15 protein-coding genes and 1 pseudogene are annotated in these 21641 nt (G+C 75.2%); 11 read left to right on the plus strand and 5 right to left on the minus strand.

Going from position 1 to position 21641, the window contains the following annotated elements:
* The first annotated feature begins 3 nt into the window (after positions 1-3).
* Positions 4-2898 carry a vitamin B12-dependent ribonucleotide reductase gene (locus CP974_RS23165; protein WP_031127844.1) on the plus strand — a complete coding sequence of 965 codons (2895 nt, stop codon included), beginning with the start codon at positions 4-6 and terminating at the stop codon, positions 2896-2898.
* 152 nt (positions 2899-3050) lie between these two features.
* Here the strand turns inward: CP974_RS23165 and CP974_RS23170 are convergent, their stop codons facing one another.
* Positions 3051-3575: a TerD family protein gene (locus tag CP974_RS23170; protein WP_031127843.1), complete on the minus strand. Its 525-nt coding sequence runs from the start codon at positions 3573-3575 to the stop codon at positions 3051-3053.
* Between the two features lie 131 nt (positions 3576-3706).
* On the opposite strand from CP974_RS23170, the gene CP974_RS23175 reads away from it, so the two are divergent.
* Positions 3707-4312 carry a YdbC family protein gene (locus tag CP974_RS23175; protein WP_031127841.1) on the plus strand — a complete coding sequence of 202 codons (606 nt, stop codon included), beginning with the start codon at positions 3707-3709 and terminating at the stop codon, positions 4310-4312.
* A gap of 269 nt (positions 4313-4581) precedes the next feature.
* Here the strand turns inward: CP974_RS23175 and CP974_RS23180 are convergent, their stop codons facing one another.
* Complete coding sequence (locus CP974_RS23180) at positions 4582-5274, minus strand: TetR/AcrR family transcriptional regulator C-terminal ligand-binding domain-containing protein (protein WP_031127840.1); 693 nt, start codon at positions 5272-5274, stop codon at positions 4582-4584.
* Positions 5275-5399: 125 nt separating this feature from the next.
* On the opposite strand from CP974_RS23180, the gene CP974_RS23185 reads away from it, so the two are divergent.
* From CP974_RS23185 to CP974_RS23200, 4 genes are all read left to right on the plus strand, one after another.
* Positions 5400-7010, plus strand: a complete 1611-nt coding sequence (locus CP974_RS23185) for an ABC-F family ATP-binding cassette domain-containing protein (protein WP_031127838.1) — start codon at positions 5400-5402, stop codon at positions 7008-7010.
* Between the two features lie 42 nt (positions 7011-7052).
* Entirely contained in the window at positions 7053-7964 is a 912-nt protein-coding gene (locus tag CP974_RS23190) for an ADP-ribosylglycohydrolase family protein (RefSeq protein WP_085921501.1), read from the plus strand.
* Between the two features lie 251 nt (positions 7965-8215).
* Positions 8216-8926 carry a ribonuclease HII gene (gene rnhB, locus CP974_RS23195; protein WP_031127836.1) on the plus strand — a complete coding sequence of 237 codons (711 nt, stop codon included), beginning with the start codon at positions 8216-8218 and terminating at the stop codon, positions 8924-8926.
* Between the two features lie 89 nt (positions 8927-9015).
* Positions 9016-9645, plus strand: coding sequence for a hypothetical protein (locus CP974_RS23200; RefSeq protein ID WP_031127835.1), 630 nt, complete (start codon positions 9016-9018; stop codon positions 9643-9645).
* 427 nt (positions 9646-10072) lie between these two features.
* Here the strand turns inward: CP974_RS23200 and CP974_RS23205 are convergent, their stop codons facing one another.
* Positions 10073-10702 carry a hypothetical protein gene (locus CP974_RS23205; protein WP_031127834.1) on the minus strand — a complete coding sequence of 210 codons (630 nt, stop codon included), beginning with the start codon at positions 10700-10702 and terminating at the stop codon, positions 10073-10075.
* Between the two features lie 379 nt (positions 10703-11081).
* On the opposite strand from CP974_RS23205, the gene CP974_RS23210 reads away from it, so the two are divergent.
* Positions 11082-13244, plus strand: coding sequence for a RecQ family ATP-dependent DNA helicase (locus CP974_RS23210; protein ID WP_031127832.1), 2163 nt, complete (start codon positions 11082-11084; stop codon positions 13242-13244).
* Positions 13245-13490: 246 nt separating this feature from the next.
* Positions 13491-13945: pseudogene (gene soxR, locus CP974_RS23215) on the plus strand (redox-sensitive transcriptional activator SoxR).
* A gap of 53 nt (positions 13946-13998) precedes the next feature.
* Here the strand turns inward: soxR and CP974_RS23220 are convergent.
* Both CP974_RS23220 and CP974_RS30430 read right to left on the minus strand, forming a co-directional pair.
* Positions 13999-15690 (minus strand): MFS transporter, encoded by a 1692-nt coding sequence (locus tag CP974_RS23220; RefSeq protein ID WP_196786098.1) that lies wholly within the window; start codon positions 15688-15690, stop codon positions 13999-14001.
* Positions 15691-15760: 70 nt separating this feature from the next.
* Positions 15761-16501 carry an antibiotic biosynthesis monooxygenase gene (locus CP974_RS30430; RefSeq protein ID WP_051838812.1) on the minus strand — a complete coding sequence of 247 codons (741 nt, stop codon included), beginning with the start codon at positions 16499-16501 and terminating at the stop codon, positions 15761-15763.
* A gap of 477 nt (positions 16502-16978) precedes the next feature.
* Here CP974_RS30430 and CP974_RS23230 point away from each other — a divergent pair, with 477 nt between their 5' ends.
* From CP974_RS23230 to CP974_RS23240, 3 genes are all read left to right on the plus strand, one after another.
* A complete protein-coding gene (locus CP974_RS23230) occupies positions 16979-18454 on the plus strand; it encodes a DUF4192 domain-containing protein (RefSeq protein WP_031127829.1) in 1476 nt (491 codons plus the stop codon).
* A 115-nt stretch (positions 18455-18569) separates the two neighbouring features.
* Positions 18570-20639 carry a glycogen debranching N-terminal domain-containing protein gene (locus CP974_RS23235; RefSeq protein WP_031127828.1) on the plus strand — a complete coding sequence of 690 codons (2070 nt, stop codon included), beginning with the start codon at positions 18570-18572 and terminating at the stop codon, positions 20637-20639.
* Positions 20640-20784: 145 nt separating this feature from the next.
* Positions 20785-21549, plus strand: a complete 765-nt coding sequence (locus CP974_RS23240) for an NUDIX hydrolase (protein WP_031127827.1) — start codon at positions 20785-20787, stop codon at positions 21547-21549.
* Positions 21550-21641 lie beyond the last annotated feature (92 nt).

Genomic DNA, 21641 nt, shown 5'->3' on the forward strand with positions numbered 1-21641 from the left:
GGCATGACAGAGACGACGAGCGGCCCGGCACGAGGCTCCCGCGCCAAGGGGTCCAGCAAGGCGGGCAAGGGCCTGCGCATCGAGCGCATCCACACGACCCCCGGCGTGCACCCGTACGACGAGGTCGTCTGGGAACGCCGTGACGTCGTCATGACCAACTGGCGCGACGGCTCGGTCAACTTCGAGCAGCGTGGCGTCGAGTTCCCCGACTTCTGGTCGGTGAACGCGGTCAACATCGTCACCAGCAAGTACTTCCGGGGTGCCGTCGGCACGCCGCAGCGCGAGACGAGCCTGAAGCAGCTCATCGACCGCATCGTGAAGACCTACCGCAAGGCCGGCGAGGAGTACGGCTACTTCCCGTCCCCCGCCGACGCGGAGGTCTTCGAGCACGAGCTCGCCTACGCCCTCCTGCACCAGATCTTCAGCTTCAACTCGCCGGTGTGGTTCAACGTCGGCACGCCGCAGCCCCAGCAGGTCTCCGCCTGCTTCATCCTGTCGGTCGACGACTCCATGGAGTCGATCCTCGACTGGTACAAGGAAGAGGGCATGATCTTCAAGGGCGGCTCGGGCGCCGGCCTGAACCTCTCCCGCATCCGCTCCTCCAAGGAACTGCTCTCCTCCGGCGGCAACGCCTCCGGTCCGGTTTCCTTCATGCGCGGCGCCGACGCCTCCGCCGGCACCATCAAGTCGGGCGGCGCCACCCGTCGCGCCGCCAAGATGGTCATCCTCGACGTCGACCACCCCGACATCGAGGACTTCATCGAGACCAAGGTGAAGGAGGAGGAGAAGATCCGCGCCCTGCGCGACGCGGGCTTCGACATGGACCTGGGCGGCGACGACATCACGTCCGTCCAGTACCAGAACGCCAACAACTCCGTCCGCGTGAACGACGAGTTCATGAAGGCCGTGGAGGCCGGCGGCACGTTCGGCCTGCGCGCCCGCATGACCGGCGAGGTCATCGAGGAGGTCGACGCCAAGGCGCTGTTCCGCAAGATGGCCGAGGCCGCCTGGGCCTGCGCCGACCCGGGTATCCAGTACGACGACACGATCAACCACTGGCACACCTGCCCCGAGTCCGGCCGCATCAACGGCTCGAACCCGTGCAGCGAGTACATGCACCTGGACAACACGTCCTGCAACCTGGCCTCGCTGAACCTGATGAAGTTCCTGAAGGACGACGGCAAGGGCAACCAGTCCTTCGACGTCGAGCGCTTCGCGAAGGTCGTCGAGCTGGTCATCACGGCGATGGACATCTCCATCTGCTTCGCCGACTTCCCGACCGAGAAGATCGGCGAGAACACCCGCGCCTTCCGCCAGCTCGGCATCGGCTACGCCAACCTCGGCGCCCTGCTCATGGCGACCGGCCACGCCTACGACTCCGACGGCGGCCGCGCCCTGGCCGGCGCGATCACCTCGCTGATGACCGGCACTTCCTACCGCCGCTCGGCCGAGCTGGCCGCGGTCGTCGGCCCGTACGACGGCTACGCCCGCAACGCCGAGGCGCACCAGCGCGTCATGAAGCAGCACGCCGACGCCAACGGCGCGGCCGTCCGCATGGACGACCTCGACACCCCGATCTGGGCCGCCGCGACGGAGGCCTGGCAGGACGTGATCCGCCTCGGCGGGAAGAACGGCTTCCGCAACTCCCAGGCGTCCGTCATCGCCCCGACCGGCACCATCGGCCTCGCGATGTCCTGCGACACCACCGGCCTCGAGCCCGACCTCGCCCTGGTCAAGTTCAAGAAGCTGGTCGGCGGCGGCTCCATGCAGATCGTCAACGGCACGGTCCCGCAGGCCCTGCGACGCCTGGGCTACCAGGAGGAGCAGATCGAGGCGATCGTCGCGCACATCGCCGAGCACGGCAACGTGATCGACGCCCCCGGCCTCAAGCAGGAGCACTACGAGGTCTTCGACTGCGCGATGGGCGAGCGCTCGATCTCCGCGATGGGCCACGTGCGGATGATGGCGGCCATCCAGCCGTGGATCTCCGGCGCCCTCTCCAAGACGGTGAACCTGCCCGAGACGGCCACCGTCGAGGACGTCGAGGAGGTCTACTTCGAGGCGTGGAAGATGGGCGTCAAGGCGCTCGCCATCTACCGCGACAACTGCAAGGTCGGCCAGCCGCTCTCCGCCAAGAAGAAGGAGGAGGAGAAGAAGACCGAGGTCGCGAAGGTCGCCGAGCCCGCGAAGGTCGAGAAGGTCGTCGAGTACCGCCCGGTCCGCAAGCGCCTCCCGAAGGGACGTCCCGGCATCACCACCTCCTTCACGGTCGGCGGCGCCGAGGGCTACATGACGGCCAACTCCTACCCGGACGACGGCCTGGGCGAGGTCTTCCTCAAGATGTCCAAGCAGGGCTCGACCCTCGCGGGCATGATGGACGCCTTCTCCATCGCCGTCTCGGTCGGCCTCCAGTACGGCGTGCCGCTGGAGACGTACGTCTCGAAGTTCACCAACATGCGCTTCGAGCCGGCCGGTATGACGGACGACCCGGACGTGCGGATGGCGCAGTCGATCGTCGACTACATCTTCCGCCGCCTGGCGCTCGACTTCCTGCCCTTCGAGACCCGCTCGGCGCTCGGCATCCACTCCGCGGAGGAGCGCCAGCGGCACCTGGAGACCGGTTCGTACGAGCCGGCGGACGACGAGGTGGACGTCGAGGGCCTCGCCCAGTCCGCCCCGCGCCGTCAGGAGGCACCGAAGTCCGTCCCCGCCCCCAAGGCGGAGGCCCCGGCCGCCCCGGCCTCCCCGCAGGCGCCGCACACCTCGGCGGAGCTGGTCGAGATGCAGCTCGGCATCCAGGCCGACGCCCCGCTCTGCTTCTCCTGCGGTACGAAGATGCAGCGCGCCGGCTCCTGCTACATCTGCGAGGGCTGCGGCTCCACCAGCGGCTGCAGCTGACCCGCGGTGCCGCGCACGGCTTCGGCCGGCGCGGCGCCCCTCGGGTGAACGGCGTGAGGGGACCGGCCGCCGGCCGGTCCCCTTCGCCGTGCCCCGGCCGCCCCGGAAGGGGGCCGGCCGCGCGGGCGCCGCGGCGAGCCGGAACCGCCGAGTCAGCGCAGGGCGCCCATGCTGCGGGTGAAGGCCTCCGGATCAGCGTCGTAGCCGTGCACGGCGGCCCGGTACGTCCAGGTCTGCGGGCCCTGGCGGGTGAACTCGACGACGGTGGCCGACGTGGCGTCCCGGACGGCGCCGAAGTCGTCGCGGAACAGCTCCTCGTAGCCCTCCTTGACGAAGACGGCCGTGTTCGCCACGTCGCCGAAGGTCACGCGGCCGCCGCCCTGCTGGATGGCGATGCCGACGACCACGCGCGCGTAGGCGGGCGCGAGGCGGTTCAGCTCCAGCACCATGGACTCGTCGATGCCCAGCCCCAGCCCCGTGCGGCTGTCGCGGCTCAGGGTGATCGTCCCGTCCGGGGACCGGCTGTCGAAGTGGACCAGGTACGCCGGTTCGCCGGCCGGCGCCTGCGCGGTGTAGACGGCGGCGATGATGTCCAGGTCGTGGACCGGGCCGCCGCTGCTCGGGTCCCACTTGAGGGACACCTCGACCTTTCCTACGCCCTTGTTGAGACTGCTCACAGCTCCCCCTCTCCGGGACCGGCGCGCGCAGGGGCCGACTCCCCTCCGTGCCCGGTCGGCTCCCCATGGTGTCACGAGGCGTCGGTCGTGAAGGGCTGATGGGCGGGATCCCGGCGCCGTACGATGGCGCGGTGCTGGTCAAGTGGATTCGCTGCACCGTCGTGGACCGTCGGGGGTTCGAGCGGGGGCAGCGGAAATGGGCGGGGCTGCCGGGGGAACCGGGCTTCCGGGGGCAGGGCGGCGGGTGGAGCCGGCTGCGCCCCGGCGTCGCCCACGTCTTCTCCTTCTGGGAGAGCCGCGCCTTCTACGACTCCTTCATGGCGCGGTCCCACGACAGGCTGGCCGCCGCCCAGTCCGGCACCTTCAAGGGGGCGCAGGCCAAGCTGTTCGACCACCGCTTCGACGTCAAGACCGGTTTCGAGCCCCGCTTCACCGACGCCGACGTCGTACGGGTCGCCCACAGCCGTATCCGCGAGGACCGCGTCGAGCACTACGCCCTGATGCAGGAGAAGGTCTGGAATCCGGCGATGGCCGGTTCGCCCGGCATGCTGCGCGGTCTCTTCGGGGAGGCTCCGGGCAACGAGTTCCTGGTCCTGTCGATGTGGCGGTCGGCGGCCGAGCACGGCAAGTACCGGGCCGAGCGGGTGGAGCGGCTGGCCCTGCGCGCCCAGCTCGCCACCGACGTCGTGGCGCTGACCGGGGACGTCGTGGACCTCGAACCGGCCTGGACCGTCTGACCCGTCGGCCCGCCCGGGAGTGAGCGGGGGCGCGGGCGGGGGCATGGACGTGGCTCGAGCCGGGCGTGCGGCGTCTCGCGCGTGTGGTGGCCGCCCGCGCCCGGGGCGGGGCGGACGCCGCGGCGGTGCACCATCCGGGGCCGGGCCGGGCTCGCCGGGGTGTGCGTCTGGCCCGGGCCGTCACCGGGGCGGGTGGCAGGGTCCGGGCGCCGCCCCGGCACGTGCCTGAGCACGGGGCGCCGCCCGGTGAGTGCGCCTGATCCCGGTCGTCACCGAGGCGTCCGCGGCGGCGCCGTGGCCGTCCGCGCATCGGTGGCCGTGGCCGTCCCCGCCCCGGTGGACGGCGTGAACGCCCCGGCCCGTACCGCCGCGGCCACCGCCGCCGCCGACTGGTCGGCCAGCGCCGTGTCGACCGGCTCGCGCGTGACGAACAGCCGGAGGAACAGCGGGGCCGACACGGCCCGTACGACCGCGCCCGCGTCCGTGCCGACCGGGGCCTCGCCCCGCGCGACCGCCCGTTCCACGACGGCCTCGCAGCGCCCGAACCGCTCCGTGTAGAAGGCCCGCAGCGCGTCGGCCGCCCGCTCCGACTGGAACGCCGCCGCAATGAAGGCGGTGGGCGCCGCGGCCGCCGCGGGGTCGCCGAACGCCTCGCACACCTCACGGGCGAGGGCCCGCAGATCGCCGTCCAGAAGGCCCGTGTCGGGCGGTGCCCACGTGTCCTCGCCCGCGAGGTCCAGGGCGTCGGCCACCAGCCCCTCCAGGCCGCCCCACCTGCGGTACAGCGTCGTCTTGTGCACGCCCGACCGCTCCGCCACGTACTCGACGGTCAGGCCCGGATACCCATGCTCGGCCAGACCCGTCAGGACGGCGTCGCGCACGGCCGCGCGGGTCCGCGCCGTACGGCCGCCGGGGCGGCGGGTGCCGGGCGGGGGCGCCGCCCCCTCCGCGTTCTCACTCAATATCGCTACTCCTGTTGCGTTAGGTGCTAGGAGTGTGCCACACTCGTCGTAACGCCACACGAGTAGCGTTTAGCCCTGGTGACGGTCACCGCCGCCGTCGCCGACCGACCCGCCGGGAGGCGCCCTTGCCCACACAGATCAGCCTTCACCACGTCTCCAAGTCCCAGGGCGGCAGGCTGCTGCTCGACGACGTCTCCCTCACGGTGCGTCCGGGTGAGCGCCTCGGCATCGTGGGGGAGAACGGCGCGGGCAAGTCGACGCTGCTGCGCCTCCTCGCCGGTGCGGAGCGGCCCGACGAGGGCGAGGCGACCACCGTCGCGGAGGGTGGGGTCGGCCTCCTCGCCCAGACCCCCCAGCTCCCGCCCGGCAGCACGGTCGCCGAGGCCGTCGACGCGGCCCTGGGCGAGCTCCGCGCCATGGAGGCCCGCCTCCGCGCCCTCGAAGCCGCCCTCGCCACCGCCGGCGAGGCCGCCCTCGCCGAGTACGGCGGGCTGCTCACCGCGTACGAGCTGCGCGGCGGCTACGAGGCCGACGCCCGTGTCGACAAGGCCCTGCACGGCCTCGGTCTCGGCGGCGTCGGCCGCGACCGTCCCCTGGGCAGCCTCTCCGGCGGCGAGCAGGCCCGCCTCGGCCTCGCCTGCCTGATCGCCGCCGCCCCGGAGGTGATGTTCCTCGACGAGCCCACCAACCACCTGGACGAAGCCGCCCTGGACTGGCTGGAGGGTGCCCTGCTCGCCCACTGCGGCACGGTCGTCGCCGTGTCCCACGACCGCACGTTCCTGGAGCGGGTCACCACCGCCGTCCTCGAAGTGGACGCCGACCGCCGCACGGTCGTCCGCTACGGCCACGGCTACGCCGGGTACCGGCAGGAGCGCGCCGCCGCCCGCCGCCGCTGGGAGCAGGCCCACGCCGAATGGCGCGACGAGACCGCCCGCCTGGAGGAGTACGCCGCCACCACCGCCCACGGGGTGGCCGCGGGGCGCGGGATGAAGGACGGCAACAAGATGGCCTACGACCGGGCCGCGGGACGCGTCCAGGCGTCCGTCTCCGGACGGGTCCGTGCCGCCCGTGAGCGGCTGCGCCGCCTCCGCGAGAATCCCGTGCCCCCGCCCCCGCGCCCCCTCGCCTTCACCGCGCGGCCCCTGACCGGCACGGCCGGCGGCGATCTGGTGACCCTCGCCGGCGTGCGGGTCGGGGACAGGCTCGCCGTCGACCACCTCACCGTCGGCGCGGGGGAGCGGCTGCTGGTCCACGGCGACAACGGCGCGGGCAAGTCCACCCTGCTGCGGGTCATGGCCGGACTCGTCGCGCCCGACGCGGGCACCGCCACCCGGCGGGGAGCCATCGGCCACCTCGCACAGGAGATACCGGTCGGCCGTCCGCAGGAGCGTCTGCTGGCCGCGTTCGGCCGGGGCCTCGCCGGGACGGGCGAGGAGAAGGAGGAACTGCTCCTCTCCTACGGACTGTTCCGCCCGAGTGACCTCCACACGCCCGTGGGCTCCCTGTCCGCCGGGCAGCGCCGCCGACTCGCCCTCGCACGGCTCCTCGCCCGCCCCGCCGACCTGCTGCTCCTGGACGAGCCCGCCAACCACCTCGCGCCCGGCCTCATGGAGGAGCTGGAAGAGGCTCTCGACCAGTGGCCCGGGGCCCTGGTCGTCGTCTCCCACGACCGGCACCTGCGCCGCCGGTTCACCGGCCGGAGCCTGCGGCTGGAGGCCGGACGCCCGGTGCGCTGAGCCCGGGCCGGAAGGGGACCCACCGGATACAGTGGCAAGGCGATGACCGCTGACTCCTCTCACCGCCGACGCTTCGAGCGCGCCCTCGCCAGCCTCCGGGGGCTGGCCGTCGGGGACGCCCTGGGCTCCCAGTTCTTCGTCCCCGCCCACTACCCGCTGCTCCAGCGGCGCGAGCTCCCGCCCGCCCCCTGGCGGTGGACCGACGACACCGAGATGGCCTGCTCCGTCCTGGCCGTCCTCGCCGAGCACGACCGCATCGACCAGGACGCGCTCGCCCGCTCCTTCGCGGACCACCACGACTTCGACCGCGGCTACGGCCCCGCCGTCAACCGCATGCTCCGACTGATCCGGGAGGGAGGCGACTGGCGGGAGCTCGCCGCGGCCCTCTTCCAGGGCCAGGGCTCCTGGGGCAACGGCGCGGCCATGCGGATCGCGCCCCTCGGCGCCTGGTACGCCGACGACCCCGAGCAGGCGACGCACCAGGCGGAGATCTCCTCGTACACCACCCACCAGCACCGCGAGGCCGTCGTCGGGTGCATGGCGGTCGCCGCCGCGGCAGCGCTCGCCGCGGCCCCGGAAGGCCCGCCCAGGCCCGCCGACTTCCTCGACGCCGTCGTCGCCCTCGTCCCGCGCAGCGCCGTCGGCGCCGGACTGCGCCGCGCCCGCGACATGCTCGACTACGACGACACCCAGACCGTGGCCGCCGTCCTCGGCTGCGGGCGGCGGACCAGCGCCCACGACACCGTTCCGTTCGCCCTGTGGTCCGCCGCCCGCTCCCTCGGCGACTACGAGCGGGCGTTCTGGACGACGGCCCGGGCCGGCGGGGACGTCGACACCACCTGCGCCATCGTCGGCGGTGTGGTCGCCGCCACACCGGCAGGGGCCCCGCCCGCCGACTGGCTCGCCCGCACGGAGGAACTGCCCGGCTGGCTGCCGGAGCGCCCCGTTCGCTGACCGGCGCCCTCACCGGGCACACCGATGGCTCCTGCCCAGGTCAGACAGGTCGCGGGCGGCTCTCGGGGGCCGCGTGCGGGAGCGGGGACCGGCGGCCCCTCCACCGTCCCGGCGCCTTCGGGAGTCCGGCTCCCCCCGCCCGGCGACCCCGCTTCGAGAGGCGCCCCGGGTGCTGCCCCGGAGGGACGAGGACGCAGGATGCCCATCCGGGTGTCGCGGCGGGGCGGAGGCGGCGTAACCTGTCAGGCGCCATGCCGTACGAACCACCCACACACACCGTCGAGCGCTCGATCCGGGCGACCACCGGCGCCAAGGTCATCGCCGGGGTCGACGAAGTCGGACGCGGGGCGTGGGCGGGGCCCGTCACGGTGTGCGCCGCCATCACCGGACTGCGCCGGCCCCCCGCCGGTCTCACCGACTCCAAGCTCCTCACGCCCAAGCGCCGCGCGGAGCTGGCCGCGGAGTTGGAGCAGTGGGTCACGGCCCACGCCCTCGGTCACGCCTCCCCGGAGGAGATCGACGAGCTCGGCATGACGGCGGCGCTGAGACTGGCCGCCGTACGGGCGCTCGACGCGCTGCCGGTGCGCCCCGACGCCGTCATCCTCGACGGCAAGCACGACTACCTCGGCGCCCCCTGGCGGGTCCGTACGGTGATCAAGGGCGACCAGTCCTGTGTCGCCGTCGCGGCCGCCTCGGTGATGGCCAAGGTGCGGCGGGACGCGATGATGGCCGAACTGGGCTCGCGGCACGACGGCTACGCGCCGTTCGGCTTCGCGGCCAACGCGGGGTACCCGTCACCGGTGCACAAGGCCGCGCTCGCCGAACTGGGCCCGACCCCGCACCACCGCATGACCTGGGCCTACCTGGACGCGCTGCCCCGGTGGCGGCACCTGAAGAAGGTCCGTGTCTCCGCGGAGGCGGCCGAACGGGAAAGCGGGGGCCAGCTCGGCTTCGATTTCTGACCGACCGTCAGGCGTGCGCGTCCGCAGGCGGATCGCGTACTCGCCACCCGCCGGTGCCACTCGCACCGGCGTTTGATAGACATCCCTTCATGCCTCTCATCCCCGAGGAGCCTCAGATTCACGAGAGTGCCCAGGGTCCCCGCGCCATGCCGGCCGCAGGCCGCCCCGCGCCGACCCCCCGACCCGTACCCGGCCCGCGCACCGCGGCCTCGCCCCGCCCCGGCCGTCCGGGCCCCGGACCGGCCAGGCCCACGCCGCCGGCGCCGCGCCCGCACACCGGGACGCAGCAGCCGCCCCGGCCGGCGAACCGTTCCGGTGACTCCCGGAGCCAGCCGCAGATCCAGCTCATCCCGGCCCCGGTGGACGGTGCCCTCGACGCCGCCGAGGAGGCGGTCGACCTCCTGCTGGAGAGCGGCCGCGCCCCAGGCGACATCCTGGTGCTCACCACCGGCGATCCGCACCCGTGGGCGGCGCACGAGCTCTCCTTCGGCGAAGCCGCCTACTGGGCGCAGCACGACGCCCGCGACGACGTGTTCTTCGCGGCCGCGACGGCCGCGGACCGCGCCTCGACCCGCCCGGTGGTCGTCGTGGCGGTGAACGGCGACGACGACACGGCGACCGCCCGGGCCCTGCCCACCGCGATGAAGCGCGCCGGAGCGCTGCTCGTCGTGTGCGGCGACCCGCAGCGGATCAACGCCGTCCTGGGCACCGCGCTCTGACGGGGGGTCGGCCGGCCGTGTCCCGGGCGGTGTGACCCGCTTTCCGGGCCGGTCCCGGTGAGCCCGGCGTACACCGGTGCGCCACCGCCGTCCGGTACCGCGCTCACAGCCGTCCTGGGCGCGGCCCGACTGGTGGCGCCCGCCGCCCGGTGTGGTCCGCCGCCCGGTGTGGCCCGCCGTCCGGGCGGTGCCCGTCGGGCCTCCCGGGCGCTGCGGGGAGGTGCGGAGGCTGCCGGGTCGCGAGGCCGGCCGGGCCCCTCTCGGCCGGTGCGGCCGGATGCCTGCCTGTCGGTGCCCGGCAGGCTGGTGCTGGGCAGGCCGGTAGGCCGGTGCCCGTCCGGGCGGTGCAGCCGGTGCCTCTCGGGCCGGGGGCGCGGTGGTCCCCTGCCAGGCGCCGAGCCGCATCCGGGCGGCGCGGCGGTGAGGGCTAGCGTGCCGCCGCGCGCCGCAGAGGCTCCGTCGCGCCGCTCGCCCTGCGCAGAGAGGGCGGCGCCCCCTGCGCCCCGGCGTCCGACAGGTCGGCGGGCGGTGACCCCGTGTGCGGGCTGCGGCCGCCGCGTCCCTCGCCCATCACCTGCCATCCCTCGCCGGTCAGTGTGATGTACGCGCCGCAGCGGAGCCCGTGCAGCGTGCAGGCGTCCCGCAGGCCCCACATCCACGCCCCGTCCTCCTCCGTCCAGCGCGCGTCGCCCGCTCGGCAGTACAGCAGGACGGCCGTCCGCACCGGAGTGCGCCGCCGCAGGTCGTGCGGGAGCACCCGGCGCAGATGTGCCAGCAGCGCGTTGCGGAAGTCCCAGCCGTCCGCCACGATCGGCCTCGGCGTGAAGGAGGCACTGGCGATGAGCCGCTCGTCGTGGTCGAGGACGGCGACCACCGCCGTGGCGGGACCCGGCCGGTGGCGGGCGTGCAGACCCGTCACGACGTCACGCGGGTCGCGCAGCAGGGGAATTCCGGCCGACACCCATTCGGCGGGCTCGAGCACACGGGCGAGACGGCTCGCGGAACCGGCCGGCGAGGCGAACGAGCCGGGTGCGGTCGAAGCGAATCCGAAGGTCACGGTCCTCCCTTCGCATACGCGCCCGCAGAGCGGGCAGGGGGCGGGTGAGGGCCCGCCGCGGCACGGCTGTCCCGGAGTGAGACGGACCGTGCGGGGCGGAGTCCAATTCTTGCTGGCCGCACGGGTGGGCGGCAACGAGCAATTGCGGCCGCTGACGGGAATGGGATGGTATGGCGGCAATTCCCGGCCCGAACTCTTCACCGTGCCGACCGGTGACGGCCATCAGCTCGCAGACCAGCGAAAACGCCGGGCACCCCGCCCGAGGCCCCGCGCACCGCGGCACCCGTTCCGCCGGCCCGGCGCCCCGCGACCCCCGGTCGCCCTCACGTCACACGCGGTGAGGTGGCCGACTGTCACACCCATCGGGTTGCATGGGGGCATGGACGACCTCGAGCTCCGCACCGAAGCCGACACCATCCTCGCCCAGCTGGTCGGCGACCCCGCGGGGTCGGCCCGGCTCCGGGAGGACCAGTGGCAGGCCGTCGCCGCCCTGGTGAAGGAGCGCCGCAGAGCCCTGGTCGTGCAGCGCACCGGCTGGGGCAAGTCCGCCGTGTACTTCGTCGCCACCGCCCTGCTGCGCCGCCGCGGCGCCGGTCCCACCGTGATCGTCTCACCGCTGCTGGCGCTCATGCGCAACCAGGTCGAGGCGGCGGAGCGGGCCGGCATCCGGGCCCGCACGATCAACTCCGCCAACCCGGAGGAGTGGACCGGCGTCTACGGGGAGGTGGAGCGCGGCGAGACCGACGTCCTGCTCGTCAGCCCGGAGCGGCTCAACTCCGTCGACTTCCGCGAGCAGGTGCTGCCCAAGCTCGCGGCCACGACGGGCCTGCTGGTGGTCGACGAGGCGCACTGCATCTCCGACTGGGGCCACGACTTCCGCCCGGACTACCGGCGGCTGCGCTCGATGCTCGCCGACCTCGCCCCCGGCGTGCCGGTACTGGCCACCACGGCGACCGCCAACGCCCGCGTGACCGCGGACGTGGCCGAGCAGCTCGGCACGGGCGCGGGGGAGGCCCTGGTGCTGCGCGGCCCGCTGGACCGGGAGAGCCTGCGGCTCGGCGTCGTGCGCCTGCCGGACGCGGCCCACCGCCTGGCGTGGCTCGCGGAGCACCTGGACGAGCTGCCCGGCTCAGGGATCGTGTACGCCCTGACGGTCGCCGCCGCCGAGGAGGCGACCGCCTTCCTGCGGCAGCGCGGGTTCGCGGTGTCCTCGTACACGGGCCGCACGGAGAACGCCGACCGGCTGCAGGCCGAGACCGACCTCCAGGCGAACCGGGTCAAGGCGCTCGTGGCCACCTCCGCGCTCGGCATGGGCTTCGACAAGCCGGACCTGGGCTTCGTGGTGCACCTCGGTTCGCCGTCCTCGCCGATCGCCTACTACCAGCAGGTGGGGCGGGCGGGGCGCGGCGTGGAGCACGCGGAGGTGCTGATGCTGCCCGGCAAGGAGGACGAGGCGATCTGGCGCTACTTCGCCGACACGGCCTTCCCGCCCGAGGCTCAGGTGCGCCAGACCCTCGCGGCCCTCGCCGAGGCCGGGCGGCCGCTCTCCGTGCCCGCCCTGGAGGCGGCGGTGGAGCTGCGCCGCACCCGTCTGGAGACCATGCTGAAGGTCCTCGACGTCGACGGGGCGGTGAAGCGGGTCAAGGGCGGCTGGACCTCGACCGGCGAGCCCTGGGTGTACGACGCCGAGCGCTACGCGCGCGTGCGGCGCCAGCGGGAGGCCGAGCAGCAGGCCATGCGCGACTACGTGGGCACGTCGCGGTGCCGGATGGAGTTCCTGCGGCGGCAGCTGGACGACGAGGGCGCGGCGCCGTGCGGCCGCTGCGACAACTGCGCGGGCGCCTGGATCGGTGCCGCGGTGTCGGCCGAGGCGCTGGACGGGGCCGTGCGGGAGCTGGACCGCCCCGGTGTGGAGGTGGAGCCGCGCCGCATGTGGCCGACCGGGATGGCCGCCCTGGGCGTCGAGCTCAGGGGGCGCATCCCGGCCGGCGAGCAGTGCTCCACCGGGCGGGCCCTCGGGAGGCTCTCCGACATCGGCTGGGGCAACCGGCTGCGCCCGCTGCTGGCCGAGGGCGCTCCCGACGGGCCGGTCCCCGACGACGTCCTGCGAGCCGCTGTGGCGGTACTCGCCGACTGGGCGCGCTCACCGGGAGGCTGGGCGTCGGACGCGCCGGACGCCACCGCCCGCCCGACCGGTGTCGTCGCCGTACCGTCCCTGACCCGCCCGCGACTGGTGGACACCCTCGCGCGGGGGATCGCCGAGGTCGGGCGGCTGCCCTACCTGGGAGCCCTCGCGTACACCGGTGGGGAGGGCGCGCACTCGGCGCGCCGCAGCAACTCCGCCCAGCGCCTGAGGGCGCTGTCCGGCGCGTTCGCGGTCCCGGACGAGCTGGCCGGGGCGCTGGCAGCCCATCCCGGCCCCGTACTCCTCGTGGACGACTACACGGACTCCGGCTGGACCCTCGCGGTCGCGGCCCGGCTCCTGCGCCGCGCGGGAGGCGGCGCGCCGGTCCTCCCCCTGGTCCTCGCCGCGGCGGGCTGACGGGCCGCCCTCCGTGCGGCCCGGCGGAAGGGCGACCGGCCCGCCAACGGCCCGGCGGGACACCGGACGGCCCGCGGCCGGCGCCGTCCCGCTGGAGCGCGCCGTCGTCGCCCCCGGGTTCCGGGCTCGGTCGCGCGCACGTCCGCGCCCGCACCCCGACGGGGCGCGGATCCCGGCCGTCCGGTCCACCTCGGGCCGAGGCCGTACCCCCCCCCACATCGCCCATCGATCCCGGAGGTTGCCGACATGACGCCCGTACCGCGCAGGGCCGCCGAACTCACCGTCGGTGAACTGGCGGAACGCAGTGGGGTCAGCACGTCGGCGTTGCGCTTCTACGAGGACCAGGAGCTGATCTCCAGCCGCCGGACCCCGGGGAACCAGCGTCGTTACAGCCGTGACACGCTGCGGCGCGTCGCCTTCGTGCGGGCGTCCCACGCGTCGGGATCTCGCTGGAGGACATCCGGGCCGCGCTGAAGCTGCTGCCCGACGAGCGCACGCCGACCCGTGAGGACTGGGCGAGGGTCTCCGAGCTCTGGCGCCATGACCTCAACACCCGCATCAAGCAGTTACAGGAGCTGAGGGACGATCTCGTCTCCTGCATCGGCTGCGGCTGCCTGTCCCTGGGCCGGTGCGCACTCGTCAACCCCGGCGACATCCACCGGCGCATCGGCAAGGGCCCCACCCGCCTCACCGGCGGGTGAGGCGGGCGGGCCGGGCAACGGCGCGCCGGTGGCCGAGCCGTGGTGGCTCCGCGTCATTCGCGCCGGTCCGCCACGGGAGCGTCCCGCCGGTCCGTCGCGGAGGCGCCGTCCCGGCCCGGGGGGACGGCCGGCGTCTCCCGGCCGCCCGGCGCCGGGGCACCCGGCCCGCCCGCGCCCGGCCCGCCCGCGGCGGTGCTTTCGCCGGTGGGTTGCGGGCCGCCGATGTTCCGCAGGACCGTGACCGTGACGAGGGCGCCGAGTGCCACGAGCGCGGCGCAGATGGCCGCCGCCGTCCGCAGACCCTCGGTGAAGGCCGCGCGGGTCACGGCGAGCAGCGCGTCTCCGGTGGCCCCGGACAGCTCCCCGGCCGCGTGCACGGCGCCGCCGAGCGTGTCCCGCGCGGCCCGCGCGGCGCCGGCGGGGACGCCCCGCGGGAGCGCGCCGTCGATCTGGCCGCGGTACACGGCCGTACCGATGCTGCCGATGGCGGCGACGCCGAGCCCGAGGGCGAGCTCCTGGACTGTCTCGGCCACGCTGGACGCGGCGCCCGCGCGCTCGGGAGGTGCGGAGCCCACCGCCAGTTCGAGGCCGAGGATCATCACCGGGGCGACACCGAACGACATGCAGAACACGCCGGCGGTGAACAGCCCGATCGGTGAGCCGGTATCCATCCGCGACAGCAGGAGGAAGGCGCCACACGACACGAGCAGACCGGCGCCCATGACGAACGGCTGGCGGATCCTCCGGATGGCCTGGGCGGTCACCGCCGCCCCCACCACGACGCCGCAGGCCATCGGCATCATCCACAGCCCGGCGCGCAGCGGCGACAGACCGCGCACCAGCTGGAGGTACTGCGCGACGAAGAAGAGGGTGCCCGACATCACGAGGACGGCGAGGCCCATGATGCCGAGCGCCGGGCCGAACCGCGGCGCTGAGAACAGGCCGAGGTCGAGCAGCGGATCGGTCAGGCGGCGCTGCCGGTGCACGAAGAGCGCGCCGACCGCGAGACCGCCCACGATGGCCGACGCGCCGAGTGCCCCCGGCCCGTGCGCGGCGATGTCCTTGATGCCGTGGATGACACCGAGGACGGCGACCACGGACATCGCCGCGCTCAGGACGTCCACCCGGCCGGCGTCGCCGCTGCGGTGCTCGGGCAGCAGGAGCGGCCCGGCCACGAGGAGGAGCAGCATCACGGGGACGCCGATCAGGAAGACCGAACCCCACCAGAAGTGCGCCAGGAGCGCGCCGCCCGCCAACGGGCCGATCACACTGCCCGCGGAGAAGCAGACCGTCCACACACCGATGGCGACCGTGCGCTGCCCGGGGTCGTGGAACATGTTGCGGAGCAGCGCCAGGGTGCTGGGCGCGAGCGTCGCGCCGGCGATGCCGAGCAGGGCGCGGGTGGCGATCAGCATCTCCGAGCTGCTGGAGAAGGCCGCCAGCGCGGACGCGGCACCGAACGCGGCTGCACCGAACAGCAGCAGGCGGCGTCGTCCGATCCGGTCGCCCAGGGTTCCCATCATGACCAGGAACCCGGCCATCAGGAATCCGTAGATGTCCATGATCCAGAGCAGCTCGGCGCCGCTGGGCCGGAGGTCGGCGCTCAGATGCGGCACCGCCAGGTACAGGACGCTCAGGTCCATGGAGAGGAGCAGGGTGGGCAGGGCCAGGACGGCCAGTCCGATCCACTCCCGCCTGCCCGCGGTGGGAGGAGCGTCTGCGATCACGGGAGATCCCCTCTGTATGGCCGCGGATGTGCCGGCTCGGCCGCCGCGGTGCGCGGACGCCGTGCGGTTCCCACGCCGTGCCCGCCCGTCAGGCCGCTGTCCCGCCGGGGGCGGTGAGGCCCCCGTGCGGGCGGCAGCGCCGGCCGGGTCCGTGCGTGAGTCCGGTGAACTCCTCGACCTTCCGCCACTCGGGGGTCTGTGCCGGGTTCTCCAGGAAGGTGCGGTGCGACTCCTCGTCCAGCCACTCGGAGTAGTTGAGCACCTGGGTGCCGTCGAGGCCGATCAGGAAGTGCCGGGAGATGCCGCCGGGTGTGGGCTCCGGCTGGGTGGCGTCGGCGTGGCAGACCGCGTCCGACCAGGCCCGCGCGGCCGCCGCCTCCTCGAAGGCGAAGGTGGTGATCACGATGCAGGTGGGGACGTCGCGGGTGCCGGTGACGCTGCTGCGGTGCGGGCGGCACAGGAGGGGTTCGGGTCCCTGGGCGCCGCCGGCCGCCGCGGCGATCCGGGCGTCGAGCCCCGCGCGACCCGCCCTCTCCGCGTCGCCGAGGCCGCCCGCGTGGACTCCGCCTGCGCCGCCCGCGGTCTCGAAGGCGCGGAGCGCCTCGTCGCCGGTCCACTGTTCCCAGCCGAAGACCGTGTCGCCGCTGGTGCTGACGAAGGTGTGGACGGCGAGCAGCCCCGCGGGCCACTCACCCCGGGACCACGCGGCGAGGACGGCGTCGGCGAGCGCCCGTTGCTCCTCGTGGGTCGCGGTCACCCAGCGGTTCAGTACGGTGACGCCGGAGTCGTCGCGGTCGACGACGGGCAGCGGAGCGGGGGCCGTGCTCATGGGTCTCCTCCGGGAGGCCGGTGGTGAATGCTGAGGCCGCGGCACCGGCCGGCCGGTGAGAGTCCTCGAACCGTCCGGCCGGTCACCCGGCTTCGAGCAGGCTCACACTTCAAGTCGCCTTGAAGTCAAGGACGTTTCCTGCGGGGCGAGGGCGGTGGGCGCCATCCCCGGTGGCGCCCACGCGGCCAGGGGCGGGAGACGCCGGTCACCGCCCCGCCGACGCTGCGCGGGCCGGCCACCGTGCCGACGCCGTGGTGGCGGTGGGTCAGGCCCCGTCGGCGGCGGCGCTGTACGAGGCATCCGCCCGTCAGGCGACGAGCGCGGATCCACCGGGGCGAGTGCGAGACCGTGGCGAAGCCGCGCGCACATTCCAGGAAAGCGCAACGGACCGACAAGCGGCCACCGACGGGGCGAACCTGTGGACAGAGTTATCCACAGGGGTCGACGGATCGGCCGGTCCGGCGGGACCGTCGGGTCATGAACGCACACCACGACCACACCGGTCCCCACGACGCAGGCTCCGCCGGCCGTCCGGTGCCCGTCACCACGGCCGGTTTCACCGAGGAGCCCCACGTCACCCTGCGCGGCCCGGCCGAACTGGCGGAGGCACTCCCGTACACCCTCGGCTTCTTCCCGACCGACTCGGTGGTCCTGCTCGCCCTCCACGGAGAGCACGGCCGCTTCGGCGGACGCCTCAGGCTCGGCATCCCGCCCTCGCCCCGCGAATGGACCCCGGTCGCCGAGCAGCTCGCCGAATGCCTCGTCGAGGGGTGCGAGCGGCGCGGCTCCCGCCCGGACGGCATCGTCGTCTTCCTCTGCCAGGACCCCGCCCGGGGAGAGAGCGGCCGCCGGGTGATGGAGCGGCTGCGCCCCTTCGCCCAGAAGCTCCGCACGGCGTGCGGAGCCCTCGACGTCCCCGTCTACGAGGCGCTGTGCGTCTCGGACGGCAGGTTCTGGTCCTACTGCTGCCCCGACAGCGACTGCTGCCCTCCCGACGGCACCGCCCTCGCCCCGCCCGGCACGTCGGTCATGGCGGCCGCCGCAGCGTACGCAGGCATCCACGTCCGCGGCTCACTGCGCGACATGGAGGCCAGGCTCAGGCCCCGCACCGCCCGCCCCGCCGCCACCGAGCAGGAACGCGCCCTGGACATCGCCAGCGCCGCGCTCGTCCACCGCATCCTCAGCACCGAGGCGCGTGGGAAGGTGCGGGACGACACGATCCGGCTGGCCCGCAGCCTCGTCGACCGGCTGGCCGACCACCCGCCACTCGCCGACCCGGACGCGTCCGACACCAGGGACGACGCGCTGATCAGCCATCAGGAGGCCGCCGAACTCATCGTCGGACTCCAGGACCGCCGCACCCGCGACCGCGCGGCCGAATGGATGGAAGGCCGCGAAGCCGACCACGCGCTGCGCCTGTGGCGCGCCCTGGCCCGTCGCTGCGTCGGCGCCTACGGGGAGCACGCCGCCGCGCCCCTCACCCTCGCCGGCTGGGTGGCCTGGTCGACCGCCGACGAGCCGAGCGCACGGGTCGCCCTCGGTCTGGCGCTCGAAGCCGACCCCGAGTACGTCTTCGCCCGCCTGCTGCACCAGGCGTGCAACGAGCAGCTCGACCCGGAGACGCTCCGCGAGTGCCTGCGCGGCGAGCGCGAGGCCCGCACCCGTGCCGGGGTGAGGAGGCCGCCCGGCACCCGAGCGGCCGGCCGGGCGGGGGCGCGCGCGGTACGGCGGGGGCTGCGCGCGGCCACCGGCCGGTCCGGGGCGACCGCGCGGGCCACCCCTGACACCGGCCCCGGCACCCCAGGCCCCACCGGCCCGCCCGGACCGCGCTCCGGGGCACGCTCCGCCCGGCGCCGCCCCGCCGGGCCGACCGGCACGACCGGCCGCAGGCCGGCCGGCAGCCCGTCCGGCACGGACGCCGAGGGCGCGGGTGGCCAGGGGAGCGCCCGATGAGAGCCGTGACCCCCACGCCCGTACGGCCGTTCACGTGGGTGGCGGAGTCGCCCGACCCGTGCCGCCGCACCCGCAGCGGCTGTCCGGAGCGCACAGAAGGCTCAGCAGAAGACCCATGGACCTCACCGTGCCCACCCCGACCCCCCGGCGGGTTCCGACCGCGCCGGGCCGGACCCCGCGCGGCCCGGCCGGACAGCCCTCCCCGCCGGGCCGCGTCCCACCGCACGGCGGCCGCCCCGGCGAGCCGCCGCCCCTGCACCACGCCCTCGTGGGGGTCGCCCTGCCCGGACTGGTGGTCTCCGCCGAGCACGGCCAGCTCACCGGGCGCGGCCTGGAAGGCGTCTACCGGTCGGGGCGCCGGCTCCTCTCCCGCTGCCGCCTGCGAGTCCTCGGCCGCGAACCGCTCCCCGTCCGGGGCCGCCAGGTCTCGGCGGGCCTGGCCCGCTTCGTCGCCGTCGTCCGCACCCCGGCCGACCCCGGGCCCGACCCCGGTGTCGTCGTCGAGCGCTCCCGGGACGCCGACGGTTCCGAACGGATCACGCTGCGCAACACGACCGGCCGCCCCCTCCGCCTCCCCGTCGAACTGGCCCTCGGCACCGATCTCGCCGCCCTCGGAGCCATCGCCTCCGGAAGGCCGGGCCCCGAACTGCCCGCCGCCGTCCACGGCTCGGGACTCGGCTGGACGGCACCCGACGGCGCACGGGCCGTCGTCACGGCCGACCCCCCGCCCGAAGACGCCCTGGCCTCCGCCGGACTGCTGCGGTGGGAGCTCGACGTCGCCCCCGGCGCGGCCCGCACCATCGACCTGTCCGTCCACGCCGGGCGGCCGCTCCGGCCCGCCGGGCGCACGGGCGGCCGGCACCTCCCCGACGCCGGAGCCGAAGCCGACGACCCACGGGCCGGGAGACTCCTCAGGACGGCCCTCGACGACCTGCGCGGCCTCCTCGTCCGCGATCCGGCGCACCCCGCCGACCTCCATCTCGCGGCGGGCGTGCCGTGGCGGACGGGGCCCGCACCCGCCGAGGCGCTCTGGGCGGCCCGCATGCTCCTGCCCCTCGGCACCCGGCTCGCCGCGGGCACCCTGCGCCACGTCGCCCGGTCCCTGCGCACCGCGCCGGGACCGGCCGCGCCCGTACCCGGACCGCTCCGTGACGCGGGCCCCCACCTGCCGCCCGCCTGCACCGGAGTGGAGGCCACCCTCGCCTTCCCCGCCGTGCTCGCCGAGGCCCGCCTCTGGGGCCTGCCCGAACAGGACCTCACGGCTCTGCTGCCCGCCGCCGAGCGGTGCCTCGGCTGGCTGCGGACCGCCCTGGACGACGACGGGCTGGTGGTCGAGCCGGGACCGGCCGGGCCCGTGCGGCGCGCTGAAAGCCAGGCGCACGGCCACCGGGCCGCCGTACTCGGCGCGGCGCTCCTGGAGGCGTGCGGCCGGCCGGGCGCCGACGAGTGGCGCGACCGGACGGAGGCCATGCGGCGCCGGTTCCGCGACGGCTTCTGGCTGGACGACCCGGCGGGAGGGCGCCCCGCCGCCGCGCTCGCCGCGGATGGCCGCCCCCTGCCGCACCTGGGCGGCGGCCTCGCGCACCTCCTCGACACCGGACTGCTCGGAGCGGGCCGCCACGCCGGCGGACTGCTCGACGGGGCCCGCGCCGAGCAGGTCGCCCGGCTCCTCGGCGGCCCGGCCCTCGGCTCCGGCTGGGGGCTGCGGGGACTGGCCGCCAAGGAGCCCGGGTACAGCCCGTTCGGGCACCGCGCCGGGGCGGTACGCGTCCACGAGACGGCCGTCGCCGTGTCGGGGCTCGCAGCCGCGGGCTTCGAGGAGGAGGCGTCCGGGCTGCTGCGCGGACTGCTGGACGCCGCGGAGGCGTTCGCCTACCGGCTGCCCGAGATGTTCGCGGGGGAGCAGCGCACCGAGGACGCCGCCGCCCCGGTGCCGCACCCGTGGGCGTGCCGCCCCGCCGCCGTGGCGGCCGCGGGGGCCGTCCACGTCCTCGCCGCCCTGGTCGGCGTACGCCCCGACGCCCCGGCCCGCACGGTCGCCGTCCAGCCGGTACGCTGCGCCCCCTTGGGGGCGATCCGGCTCTCCGGCCTGGCCGTCGCCGGGGAGCCGTTCGCCGTACGGGTGAGCAGGCTGGGCCTCGGCATGGTCGAGGAGGCCGCCGCCGGACTTCAGTTGGGGGTGTGACCACATGCGGACCGCTGCCGGGGAGAGGGCGGAGACGCGAGAGGGCGAGGAGAGGGGCCGCCGGGCCGGCGGGATCCGGCCGGAAACCATGATCGGAGATCACCACGAGGGTGTTTATCGTCAGGGAGACGACTATGATCGCGGCATGTCCCCCTACGACCCCTCGGCCTATCCGCCCTTCGCCGTGACCGTCGACCTGGTGGTCCTCACCGTGCGCCGCCACGCCCTGTGCGCACTGGTCGTCCGGCGCGGGGAGCAGCCGTTCCAGGGCCGATGGGCGCTTCCGGGGGGATTCGTACGGGCCGACGAGGACCTCGGGGCCGCCGCCGCGCGGGAGCTGGCCGAGGAGACCGGGCTGTGCGTGCACGATCCGGGCGATCCGGCGCCCGCGCCCGGCGCCGGTGCCCATCTGGAGCAGCTCGCCACCTACGGCGACCCGGACCGCGACCCCCGCATGCGGGTCGTCAGCGTCGCCCACCTCGCCCTCGCGCCCGACCTGCCCGCGCCCCGGCCGGGCGGCGACGCCGACAGCGTCCGCTGGGCGCCGGTCGAGGAACTGCTCAGCCCCGAGGAGGGTTTGGCGGACGAGCCGCCCGCGCCGCTCGCCTTCGACCACGCCCGCATCCTGGCGGACGGCGTCGAACGGGCCCGCTCCAAGATCGAGTACTCCTCGCTGGCCACGGCCTTCTGCCCGCCGGAGTTCACGGTCGGGGAGCTGCGGAGGGTCTATGAGGCCGTGTGGGGCGTGGCGCTCGACCCGCGCAACTTCCACCGCAAGGTGACCGGGACGCCCGGCTTCCTGGTGCCCGCCGGCGGGACCACCACGCGCCAGGGCGGCCGGCCCGCCCAGCTGTTCCGCGCCGGCGGAGCCACCCTGCTGAACCCGCCGATGCTCCGCCCGGAAGTCTGAGGAGAACGCCGAGGGCCGGCGCGTCGGGGCTCCGGCGCCGCGCAGCCCCGTCCTGCGCATAAAGTCCGAAATGCCGGGTTATCGTGCTGCGG

Origin of the sequence: Streptomyces fradiae ATCC 10745 = DSM 40063 (assembly GCF_008704425.1) — a bacterium.
Taxonomy (GTDB): domain Bacteria; phylum Actinomycetota; class Actinomycetes; order Streptomycetales; family Streptomycetaceae; genus Streptomyces; species Streptomyces fradiae.